An 11,385-nucleotide genomic window follows, 5' to 3' on the forward strand; every position below is an offset into this window, starting at 1 on the left:
ACAGGTAAGAGGGAGATTGCAGTGCTCCTGCTACAATAGGATAGAGTCTCGGTACCAGCCAGAATGCGGGAAGAAGCAATAGTCCCAGCTCGATGATGTAATAAAGCAGCGATGATAAGCCATGGCGTTTCATCCCACGGAAGAAGGACAGGCTTTGCGGCTCGGTTGCATGGGTATGCAGACTTTGATATATCCCGGCTCTAATGAAGGGAGTGATCAGCATACGCAGCACCGTCGCCCCCAGCAGTACCCACAAGTAGATATGCACTTCCCGGTTGTCCATAAGGGCAATCTGGCTCTCCATCCAGAACAAGGTCTGGCCCAACTCGTTGTGCCCCTGATCGGGATAACGCAGCAGCAGCGGGATAACGGCGGATTGCACCAGCCGGTAGAGGAATACTCCCCACAGCAGCCGATACAGAAACAGAATAATGACAATATAAAATTGTATGCGCACAAGCGCCCAGCCTTCCTTTATAACCGTCCGCATCTATAGACACCTCACCATGACAGACTTCCAAGCAGTGTCTCCAACAGCTTGGTTACACTTACGCTCCAACGAGTTTGTTGCTTTTCGTTCAGCTCGGCCTTCAGGTTATTGTTGATATGCTTGTTCTCCAGCGCAATAGTATAGAGCGGGTCAATGGTTACATATGAAACGGGAGAGGAGCTTTTGAGCCGATAAGTTGTGCTTTTACCCGCGCCGTCCCAGGCCTTGAATATCGTTGTCCCATCCTTGAAGGTAAACTGAATAGGGATCTTGGGATAGTCCGCACCTTTTTTGCTCAGTGTTACGACCGCTTCATATCCTTTCTTTAGCTTGTGGTTCGTGATGCGGTCCACCGAAAAGTCCGCCATTTGACCGTCATATACATATTGTTCAAAATAGTGGCTCCATGAGCGCCCGGTGACTCTCTCAACGATATGTTGAAAATCCTGAGATGACGGATGTTTAAATCGGTACGTCTGAACGTAGGTGCGCATAATGCGATCCATTTTTTTTATTCCAACCTGGCGCTCAATGCCACGTAATACCAGCTTTCCTCGAGAATAGGCATTTTGCCCGTACGCAGCTGAGGAGCCATACTTCCATGATTCGCGATTAAGCGGCTGTGGAGACGCTATCTGGCCCGCTTGTAACGGCAAGTTGGGGGTGAGCCCATATTCCTGCTCCATGAGTCGTTCCTCTGCATAAGAGGTGAAGCCTTCATCCAGCCACGGCTCCTCAAACTCGTTATTAGCTACCATCCCATAGAAATATTGATGTCCAATTTCGTGAACTAATGTCCGCTCCAGGTTATAGCCGGGGTTCAGGTTATCCGCAGCGGCGGCTGTGATCAGTGTCGGATATTCCATACCGCCAGCGCCACTGCCTGTTTTGGGTGGAACCACGATGGACAGAGTGGAATATGGATAAGGCCCGTACCATTTGCTGTAATACGAAAGGGCGGCCTTGGCTGCGCTCATATAACGTCCCTTGAGTTCCTTGTGCGCCGGGTCGAGGTACAGCTTGATTTTTACACCAGGGACTTCCGTAGAAGAAAAGGGTTCTTCTACTGTTACAAAGTTGGGTGAAGCGGCCCAGGCAAAATCGTGCACGTCATCGGCATAGAATTGATATATTTTCTGTCCATTCTGTCGGACTGCTCCACGAGTGGGGAAACCAGTTGCGGCTACGATGTACGTTTCAGGGACTCGAATCCGTATGCTGTAAATTCCAAAATCGGCATAAAACTCGGAGTTACCATGATATTGATGGAGATTCCAGCCCTCCTCGGCCCGTCCGCGCTGCCCTGCAGTTTCGTAAACGCTGAGCTTGGGAAACCACTGTCCTGCCATCACAAAATCATCTGTCGCCCCCATTCGTGCGAAGATGGCAGGCAGCTTTACCTCAAACTTCATATATAGTGTGATTTCTTCGCCACCGCGTACCGGCTTGGGCAAACGTACCTTCATGAGCGAGCGGTCGTTTGCGTTGCCGTCATCCGGTTGTACGTATTGGGCGCGGTGAATAAGGGATAAGCCGTCTTCTGTCTTTAGCTCAGTCAGCGTCATAGAGCCGAAGCCGTCCTTGGGCATGGTGTCTCCGCGCAGCTTGCCCCCGGACTCCTTCATAAAGGTGGTTTCCATGGAAGAAAAGGCATTTGGGTATAGATGAAGATACAGATCGTTTACGGTCTTCTTCCCCGGATGCTTCCAGGTAAGCGTCTCTGTACCTCGCAACACCTGTCCTTCTTCCAAAGACACATCAATGTGATACTCTACCACCCTTTTGCTGAGGATTTCTGAAGCAGGCTGTGGAGGATTCTTGGGCAGATCGGGCAGGATGTTTGCCTCTAGAGGCTTGCCCATATCCGGTGCAAGCGCAGACTCAGACTGGGAGCCGTATGATGGTTGGCCTATGGATGACGGATCGGATTGCAATTGCGGTTCCGGCTGCCAGGCAAACCATAACGTCCCTGCGAGGAGACCAAGGGCTAGTGTGGACAATAAAACGATTTTGGGGCGTGCTGGGGTCATACAATGGATACCTCCCGTTGACAAGCATCTACAGCATGTATATGTTTGCTTTCGGGAGATTATTAGTTAAAATATTTGTAGTGTAGAATAGAGTGTGAAGACGGAAAATGGAGGCCTAATGACGCATGAGTGAAAATCAGCTGGACGGCAAAAAACAGATTGCACTGAACATTGTCAGTGGCAAGAGTAAACATAAGGGCTTCGGTGCAGGCTCAATTGATCTGAACAGCATGTCCCCGGTCATCATTGACCGGGGAGAAGCGAAAATTGATATTGGTGCCATGCATGCCAAAAGTAAAGTGGAGCGTGGGATCAAGTTCTCTACGAATAAAGAGGACGTACCGAACGGACGCCAGGTATGGCTGGTATGGGTAGCCGTGGATCGCACGCCCGAAGGACGTATGTATGGCGGCGCGACAGCTTGCGAGATGCTGATTGACGAAGAGGCCAAACGCGGCTGGAAGATTCTCGCCGATCACGTCAACCGTATGGACTACGCGCTCAAGCGTCGTTTCATGCTGGAGGATCTCGGCAGCGAGGATAAAGCAGCACTCAAAAGCCTGTTGATTTCCCATAACGAGGAATGGTGGGACGCTTCGCCTGAGGAATTGAAGCAGGCGCTGGAAGGGTAAGAAAAGCGTTAACACTGTAATAGTATTGTAAAAAGCAGCCGCTTCTGTTGGCTGCTTTTTTTAATGCAATAAGTGTTGATAGCTTTCATCCTGCCCGTAGGATCGGGATGATGGCTTAGAAGAATATATTATGACTAACTTGACACTAACCTTTGTGTAAGTACCTGTATTAAAAGTGCATACTTACATATTTGTAGTGCGCACTTTATAATCAGAAAATATTAATACTTAAGGAGGAAAAGTCTTTGAAAACTCTTGTTATCGTAACACACCCAAGCATAGAAACCTCTGTCATAAATAAGCGATGGGTAGAAGAACTCAAGAAATATCCAGAAAAGTATACTGTACACGAATTGCATAAGGTTTACCCTGACGGGAACATTGATGCGGAAAAAGAGCAGCACTTCATTGAATCACATAGTAATCTTATTTTACAGTTCCCTGTTTATTGGTTTAATAGTCCGCCTCTCCTTAAAAAATGGCTTGACGATGTTTTTGCTTATGGCTGGGCTTATGGTTCAAATGGAGGAGACAAATTAAAGAATCGTAAAGTTGCTTTAGCTGTATCTGCCGGAAGTAAAAAAGAAGATTATAGTGAAGAGGGAAGATGTCGCTATACACTTGAGCACTTATTATCTCCTTTTGAAACAACCTTCCTATATTGCAATGCAGATTTTCGTTCGTTCTTTGCGCATTATGGTACAGAAAATGAGCCTGGCGAAATTGACCCTGGTACGTCTGAAAGCGAATTGGAAAATAGCGCACGAGATTATTTGAATTTTATTGACAACCTGTAATAGGTAGCTGAATTGGGGAGAACCTTCTTTTGATTTTAACAAAACAGGAATGCCTATCGCTGCCCTCCCTCCAGAACTGGCAAACCGTTTTTCTCTCCCCACTCACACATCATGTTTAACAAGGGTATGAGCGAAAGACCGCGTTCAGATAATGAATATTCAACTTTTGGAGGTATTTGGGGGAACTCCTTGCGTATGATAAGGCCATCTGCCTCTAGCTCCTTTAACATGATGCTTAACGTTTTAAAGGATATGGTACCGATACTTCGTTTCAGCTCGTTATGCCGCATAACCTTATTTTCAGAAAGCCAATATATAATGATCATTTTATATTTACCGCCTATTAAGGATAACGTATATCCAAAGCCAGTGTCTTTTAGGACCACGCCAGACGGAACACAGGTTTCGCGCATAAGTTACACTCTCCTTTAGGTAAGTATACGATGCAAATATGCATACTCTACAATGGATCATTATGCAGTTTTAATGAAAGGGTGTAAAGTAAGATCGCTAGAAGCCGCTTGCCTTAGGCGTTATCTTAGCCGGGTTATTTTGCGACGATTAGACAGTTAATTGTAAAAATAGCACCGAGTAAGTAGTTCATCAAACGATAGTAACTACATAGGAGCATAACATTTTTCGAAATATGCGGTTGTTTGACTGATACCGTCTTGACATCCTGGAAAGGCATTCACTATAATTCAGATAGAAATCGGTTCCAATCCGGTTTTTATTTAATTCTTTGTGGAACCGGTTCCTAAAGCGTGTAGTTAAGTCCTATTCACTGTTTATGAATATATTCTGTAGATAAGGTGGCATCGTTATGTTTAAATGGTTCAAAAAGAAAGCGGCCCCTCGTATTGAAGAATTCGACATGGTAGCGCCAATTAAAGGACAAGTGGTTTCCCTTGAAGAGGTTCCAGATCCTGCGTTCTCTACAAAGGCTATGGGAGAAGGTATCGCTATTCATCCGTCTGAAGGCAGGGTTACGGCTCCTTTTACGGGGAAAGTCGTTCATGTGATGGAGAAAAGCAAGCACGCCCTGATCATTGAACATGAATCCGGTGTACAAATATTGATACATGTCGGGATTAATACAGTCTCCCTCAAAGGACAGGGATTTAACCCTCACATCCAGGCAGGAGATAACGTTAAAGCGGGGCAATTATTGATGGAGTTTGATCTGGATGCTATTCAACAGAATGGATTGCCGGTAATTACTCCGGTAATTGTCCCAGACGGGCAAGAAATGATTAGTCATGTAGAAATATTAGAAGGTTCGTCTGTTTCTCCAGATGCGCCTGTATTGAGAGTCCATTTGAAGGCCTAGTAGAAAATGGAGAGCCGGATGCGCTGAGAGGCGCAAGTCCGGTTCGGGAAAGAGAGATAGGGAGATAGTGTTCGACTACGCCTTATCTCTTATTTCACGCTATGTGATTGGACAGGAACGCTTCTTTTCGTCCTTAGCATAATTGATGTGTTTGACCGTGTTGTGGTCGGCCAATATAAAGGAACCACATGTGAGGCTAAGCACGCGGTTCAGACGCTTTGTTACGCTTTACAGAGCCGTATACAATCAGGTGATACTATGCCTGTCATCCGTACCGATAACGGTCCACAATTTGTCAGTACCCTATTTGGTGACATGTGTGAGTGCCTGGATGTGATCCATGAACGAATTCCACCACGGACGCCGAATATGAATGCTTACATTGAGTCGTTCCACAGCCTCCTGGGCGTGATTTGTTCCGTATAAGATCCTTTACGACGCTTGAGGAGGCCTATGAAGCACTCGAAGCCTATATGGACTTCTATAACAATCGCAAGATGCATGGCAGCTTAAAGTTAATGCCGCCGACCAAGTTCTCGGCATGGGTTCGTACATTAGAAGATTCATCCAAGTTCCATAAAGCGATGTAATCACTCGAAAAAACAAGTAATTGTGCGCTCGTGTTATTTTTGGTGGGCAGGACTCCAGTTTTAGGGGGTCTAGTCGGTCATGACGATTTTAATAGCAATTTTCCAGTCGTTTTTCTACTTTCCAAATCTAAATGGGCTTGTGCTGCTTGTTCCAATGGATATATCCCAGATATGTCCACCTTTATTTCGTTATTTGCAATCATTTGTAAAGCTTCTCGTGCTGCCTTTGCTACCTCATTAGGAGCATGTACAGCATAAGGGCCTAGTCCAAATCCTATGATAATATGGTTTTTCAACATTGAATCATTATTGGTTGGATATAAATATTCATCACCACTGGAATTGCCTATAAAAATTAATTTGCCTAGGGGTTTTAAAAGTTCCAAGCTTTGTTTACGTGTTTCCCCACCAACTGGGTCAATAATGATATCAATCCCTTGTCCTTCAGTGACACGTTTTGTCTCACTTACAAAGTCCTCTCTTATAAATAACTCATCATATCCTAAACTACTGGCTAAATTTACTTTATCTAAACTGCCTACAGTGCCTAGTACCTTTTTGGCACCAAGTTTTTTTGCGATTTGCCCAAGAAAACTACCTAATCCTCCAGTTGCAGAATGGATCAGGATTGTCTCGCCCTTTTGTAATTTACTCACATGTTGAATAGCCATATATGCAGTTGTTAGGTTAATAATAGAAGCAACGGATTTTTCTAGTCCTACGGAATCCCCGAATTGTTCAAGAGATATTGTTAAATGCGGTCTAACCCTTGCTTGTGTTGCATATCCACCAAGATCTAACATCGTCATGGATACCACTGGTTCACCAACTTTAAAACCTACGACTCCATCACCAATCGAACGTACAAAGCCAGATACTTCTATCCCTGGAATCATAGGAAAAGGAATCATGGGGTAATCGCCATTACGCATTAATACATCAACCAGCCCTACTCCTGCGTATGCAACATCAATAATCATTTCCCCTTTATCAGGCTGTAAATCGGGAAATTCTTTAACCTGCAATACTTCACTTCCACCTGACTTTTCAATATGAATAGCTTTCATTTTAATAACCTGCCTTCATCTCAGTTTTGTACTTAAACAATTTAAAGATAAATACTTCTTAATAAATTGCTGTAAAAACAATATACATGAATTGCAACAATGTGACTAATGCAATATAATAATGGCCTTAATGAAATTTAAGCATGAAGAATTTTGAAACAAAAAGTAAATAAGGATGTGTTACATAAATGGATATTAAGGAACTCATGACTTTTTCCAGTATTGTAAAAGAAGGGACATTTATAAAATCTGCTGAAAAATTAAATTATTCTCAATCAGCAGTAACAAGACAAATACAAAAGCTGGAAAAGGAATTTGGCGTTCAATTATTTGAACGTGAATGGGGGGCGACATTAACACCCCAAGGTGAGATTCTTGCTAAGAACATAAACAATTTAATTTCACACTTGGATTATATAAAAGACGAAATGATTTCTTTAGGAGAAGAAGAAAGAGGCGTTATAAACGTTGGAATACATGAAAACTATTCTAATATCATTCCGAGAATATTTAAGGAATTCATACAGCTAAAGCCGAATATGGAGTGTAATTTTATTTCAACCTCAACGGAAGAGTTGTATAACAAATTAATTAAAAATACGATTGATTTTGCATTTTGCGGTAAAATTGAAAATAATTCTATTACATTTAATCCTATTTTAAGTGAAGAACTTTGTTTTATCGTCTCAGAAAATCATCCTTTAGCTGGTCAAAAAGTGACTATGGAGGAGTTGTTTGATTTTCGTTTTGTAACAGGAGGGATGAACTGTTTGACGTATCACTTGGTAAGAAGTCAATTTAACAATAGCTACAAAAACAACATAATTCATGCTACAACTGCAATTTCTGTTATACCTAAAATGATAGAAAATACTGAATTCATAGGTGCTGTTTTTAAATCACTGCCTATAGGCGATAAGAATAAGTATTTAGAAGTAGAAATTAACAATCAATATGTTGAATTAGGCATATTATCTAATAAAAAATTAGAATATATGCCAAAAACAAAAAAACTATTTATTGAAATCATTAAAAACTGTATTTGTTAAGAGTCTCTGTGCTGACAACACCCAAAGAAGTAATATCGGCGCTGAAAGATTTTGATGCCCTTTTACATATTTAATAACTTAATTGGGGCAAGTGGAGTAACAGAACATTCTTACGGGGCATATTACATTTCAGTTCCTCAATCAATTGATGATAATTTACTTCAACTACCAGAAATTATGATTGACTCGCTTGCGAATCCAGATTTAGAAGGGGTTGTATCAACCAGAAGAAGTACTGAAACAGTTAGCGTGGCGCAATCGGTAATGAGGATTACCTGGGAACAGAGTGCAGTACACTCTCTAGTAGATCGATTCTGAAATAACATACTTTTTACGCTATCCCTGTATATAGGGCTTTTCGATAGAACTGGCGAACACCTGAACCGGGGATGAAGAAGCCTGGATTATATCTGCTAAGCTGCCGATATGATCAAGATCCTGGTGTGTAATGAATATGGAGGTTAGGTTATGGATGTGTAATCCGGTACTCAGAATAGCCTCATGTAAAAGTGATAGTTGCCCGGGGTAAGCGGTGTCGACTAAAATCATGTTATCTTCGTCCCACATTAAGGTGGGGTGAATGCTTTCTATTTGTCCAATGGCATCGAATTCCTCCTAAAAGAGTTGATGTATACAAAGGAATAGTATCGCGAAATTAAAACGAGTAAACCTATAATATAACATGAAAATAATTATTTATCAATATGTCGGATTTTAAATTTTTGTGACAATTGGATGTTTTTATGGAGAATGCAGGTGTGGAATACAACGTGTCTAGTCCGTGGGAACGGGCAGGTGAAATTCGTGCAGAGTGTTCATCATAAATTTTAAGTATGATTAGAATCGAAAGGGGCGACACAAGTTGAATGCAGATCGTTTTTTAGAATTGGAAGAAGCGCTGTTTCAAGCTTGGTCTTTGGAGTCCAGCTCTAAATGGACAGCGGATAATCCTGCGGCGGGACAATGCGGTGTTACAGCACTCGTCGTTCAGGACAGGTTTGGCGGCGATATTTTGAAGACATGGCTGGATAGTGGCTGGCATTATTACAATCGAATCGGAGAGGACATTATAGATTTTACAAGGTCGCAATTTTCAAGCCTTCCACAGTATCAACATGCGCACTCTAACAGAGAAGAAGCTTTTTCAGACACCAATGCAGAGCAGTATGCAGCTTTAAGCCGGCGGTTAAGGGAATTTTTGAACGAAAAGGAATGATGCCTTTATGATTATTGTCCATGCTTTGCCAAAGGCGGAATGGTGCAGTAGAAGGGGGAATGATGGGAAGCACCATCCGATTCCGCGGTTGGATTTTTATATCGCTAGAATTTAATGTAGCCAATGGCTTGGAATACTTAAAGAAGAAGGGATTTTGGTTTTACGATTGCCCTTGGCCGAGTTTAATTGCGCTTGTGTCAGAAAAATACTTCCTTCGAGATTAGCTCCACTTAAATCAGCGTCTCTAAAATCCGCACCGATAAGGTCGGTCATTCTCATATCAGCTTCTCGGAGATCAGCGGCAATAAGTAAAACTCCTCTCAGATTAGTGCCTCTCAGATTAGCGCCTCTTAAATTAGCACCCATAAGATCTTTGCGCTTGATTTTTTTACCATATTTACTGTGTTCCATATTTTTATTAACTTTTTTACGTACGAGCTCACTTGTTTGTAGAAGCAAATCATTAACGAGTGCCCTATGGGTTGGTACATAAAGATCTAAAAGGAATGTCGGAGCTTGATCCGTAAGCTGTTCGGTTTTCGCCATAGCTTCTTGTAGGTCTGTATAGATGGGTTGAGCTTCTTCTAAGCCAAGGGCTTCATTTAAGTAATAAAGCATTTCGTGAAGCTGTTGCATTATGGGGAGTATATTGAACATTTCCTCAGCTATTGCCGGGTCGTCTCTCCAACTTTTCCCATTGTACGTAACTTGAGAAATTTTTTGCCCTGCCCCAAAGCAATCGTATACCGTGCATCCCCGCAAGCCGTTATTTCTTAGATTCTTATGAATACTACAACGATAATCCGCATTTAGGTTTTGACAAGGAGTTCCTCCATCCTTGTTAAAAGCAAAATCAGCAGATTTTGCATAAGGTAAAGCTACGCAGCATAAACCAAAGCATTTTTCACAATCTGCACTAAATTTGTTTTGAGTATGATTATGGTTGAATAACTCATTAGACAATGATTCACACATCCTTTTATTAGCATCTATTAAATGTAATATTACCATAAAAAATATTGTTTTAATTATACTCATTCATATCAGGAGGAAAAGATGATCCCCAACCTTAATAACAAATAACCCGGTCGAGACCAGAGTGGTCTTAATCGGGTTATTTGATAAGACTATAATAAGTTAAGTAGGTTACGCTTTTGCCAAATTCGATTGCCATTTGGTCAATAGCCATGAAGGCTTGTCTTTTGAGGGTGAAAACAGCATGTAACACGGCTCCATTCTCCTGATGAAGGCGGTGGATCAGTGTCTGTTTAGTGAATTTTACGATCCAATCTGTTTTGTAGAGTCCGTTTGGGGAAGCTTACGGAACGACCACAGGCAGTTGTGTGTGGACCCGCCTATTCGTGACGATATGGGGATTCGCCCAGTCCACGGGCTGATGTCCCGCATAGGATACATCAGCCTAGAACACAAGGAGTGAAACACAATGTCTTTAATGCCACAGGTGCCTTTCGGAACACAACCGGGCACTCCGGGTCCAATCACACCGTCAGGTCCTTCAATTCCCCAATTTCCTGGTACACAGGGTTCGTTCCCGTCACCGATTGGCCCACCACCAGGGGGAGGAACTTTTTCGCCACAACCGCTGGCGCCTTTTGGCCCGCCACCAGGGCAAGGGCCGTTCTCGCCGCCGCCAGGCCCGATAGGTCCTGGCGGACCGGGACCCCAAGCTCAAGCGCCAACTGCCCCGCCACCGCAATTTACACCACCAAAGCCGCTGGTCACGGCCTATGCTATTGATCCCCAAGCCATCTCGGGTTGCTTGTTCCGCAACACGTTTATATGGCTGACGAATGGCGAGCGCTTCTGGCTGTATCCCGTCTTTGTAGGCAGAACATCTGTAGCGGGATTCCGGTGGAATGGTTTTTTCTGGACCTATTACGGTGTAGATACCAATCGTATCGAGTCGTTTAGCTGCTTTTGGTGACTAAAAAGACTGAGAGAAGCGCTTATAGCTTTCTCTCAGTCTTTTTTGGCTGTTACTCCATCCACCATCGCTTGAAATTGCTCCACCATGATTTCTTTTCCGCTTGTCGCTCCGCTTGGTCAGTCTGTGTCGCTGCCGGTGGGTTGTTCTGCCCTGATATGGTTTCCTTCGGCTCCGTGCCGCTGACGAATACCTCCAGCCGCTTATCCGGACTGTCCGGCGCAGCCAGCTTGCCACTG

At 43.3% G+C, this 11,385-nt stretch carries 13 protein-coding genes and 1 pseudogene; 7 read left to right on the forward strand and 7 right to left on the reverse strand.

Annotation, left to right across the window (positions count from 1 at the left end; translation table 11 throughout):
- Together L693_RS0121685 and L693_RS0121690 are read right to left on the reverse strand one after the other, a co-directional pair.
- A pseudogene (locus L693_RS0121685) lies at positions 1 to 490 on the reverse strand (hypothetical protein); the annotation flags it as partial.
- Between the two features lie 11 nt (positions 491 to 501).
- Positions 502 to 2,520, reverse strand: a complete 2,019-nt coding sequence (locus L693_RS0121690) for a M1 family metallopeptidase (RefSeq protein ID WP_025719916.1) — start codon at positions 2,518 to 2,520, stop codon at positions 502 to 504.
- Positions 2,521 to 2,645: 125 nt separating this feature from the next.
- Between L693_RS0121690 and L693_RS0121695 the strand changes: the two genes are divergently transcribed.
- A complete protein-coding gene (locus L693_RS0121695; protein WP_025719918.1) occupies positions 2,646 to 3,152 on the forward strand; it encodes a YwhD family protein in 507 nt (168 codons plus the stop codon).
- A gap of 245 nt (positions 3,153 to 3,397) precedes the next feature.
- Positions 3,398 to 3,949: an NAD(P)H-dependent oxidoreductase gene (locus L693_RS0121700; RefSeq protein ID WP_025719920.1), complete on the forward strand. Its 552-nt coding sequence runs from the start codon at positions 3,398 to 3,400 to the stop codon at positions 3,947 to 3,949.
- 53 nt (positions 3,950 to 4,002) lie between these two features.
- On the opposite strand, the gene L693_RS0121705 is transcribed toward L693_RS0121700, so the two are convergent.
- Entirely contained in the window at positions 4,003 to 4,362 is a 360-nt protein-coding gene (locus L693_RS0121705; protein ID WP_025719922.1) for a winged helix-turn-helix transcriptional regulator, read from the reverse strand.
- Between the two features lie 410 nt (positions 4,363 to 4,772).
- Here L693_RS0121705 and L693_RS0121710 point away from each other — a divergent pair, with 410 nt between their 5' ends.
- Positions 4,773 to 5,279, forward strand: a complete 507-nt coding sequence (locus L693_RS0121710) for a PTS sugar transporter subunit IIA (RefSeq protein WP_025719924.1) — start codon at positions 4,773 to 4,775, stop codon at positions 5,277 to 5,279.
- A 413-nt stretch (positions 5,280 to 5,692) separates the two neighbouring features.
- On the forward strand, positions 5,693 to 5,869 hold the full coding sequence (locus tag L693_RS30170) for an IS3 family transposase (protein ID WP_155983896.1): 177 nt from the start codon (positions 5,693 to 5,695) through the stop codon (positions 5,867 to 5,869).
- 77 nt (positions 5,870 to 5,946) lie between these two features.
- On the opposite strand, the gene L693_RS0121715 is transcribed toward L693_RS30170, so the two are convergent.
- A complete protein-coding gene (locus L693_RS0121715) occupies positions 5,947 to 6,936 on the reverse strand; it encodes a quinone oxidoreductase family protein (protein WP_025719926.1) in 990 nt (329 codons plus the stop codon).
- Positions 6,937 to 7,124: 188 nt separating this feature from the next.
- Between L693_RS0121715 and L693_RS0121720 the strand changes: the two genes are divergently transcribed.
- Positions 7,125 to 7,985: a LysR family transcriptional regulator gene (locus L693_RS0121720; protein WP_025719928.1), complete on the forward strand. Its 861-nt coding sequence runs from the start codon at positions 7,125 to 7,127 to the stop codon at positions 7,983 to 7,985.
- Between the two features lie 336 nt (positions 7,986 to 8,321).
- Here the strand turns inward: L693_RS0121720 and L693_RS29530 are convergent, their stop codons facing one another.
- Entirely contained in the window at positions 8,322 to 8,552 is a 231-nt protein-coding gene (locus L693_RS29530; protein WP_269320858.1) for an MBL fold metallo-hydrolase, read from the reverse strand.
- Between the two features lie 295 nt (positions 8,553 to 8,847).
- Between L693_RS29530 and L693_RS0121725 the strand changes: the two genes are divergently transcribed.
- Positions 8,848 to 9,201, forward strand: coding sequence for a YunG family protein (locus L693_RS0121725; protein ID WP_025719930.1), 354 nt, complete (start codon positions 8,848 to 8,850; stop codon positions 9,199 to 9,201).
- A gap of 111 nt (positions 9,202 to 9,312) precedes the next feature.
- Here the strand turns inward: L693_RS0121725 and L693_RS0121730 are convergent, their stop codons facing one another.
- On the reverse strand, positions 9,313 to 10,164 hold the full coding sequence (locus L693_RS0121730; protein WP_025719932.1) for a pentapeptide repeat-containing protein: 852 nt from the start codon (positions 10,162 to 10,164) through the stop codon (positions 9,313 to 9,315).
- A gap of 481 nt (positions 10,165 to 10,645) precedes the next feature.
- Here L693_RS0121730 and L693_RS29535 point away from each other — a divergent pair, with 481 nt between their 5' ends.
- Positions 10,646 to 11,146, forward strand: coding sequence for a transporter (locus L693_RS29535; RefSeq protein ID WP_081752185.1), 501 nt, complete (start codon positions 10,646 to 10,648; stop codon positions 11,144 to 11,146).
- 52 nt (positions 11,147 to 11,198) lie between these two features.
- Here L693_RS29535 and L693_RS0121745 read toward each other — a convergent pair.
- On the reverse strand, positions 11,199 to 11,385 hold a 187-nt coding region (locus L693_RS0121745; protein WP_025719936.1), incomplete at its 5' end, for a hypothetical protein.

It is taken from the genome of Paenibacillus sp. 1-18, assembly GCF_000520755.1.
Lineage (GTDB): Bacteria > Bacillota > Bacilli > Paenibacillales > Paenibacillaceae > Paenibacillus > Paenibacillus brasilensis.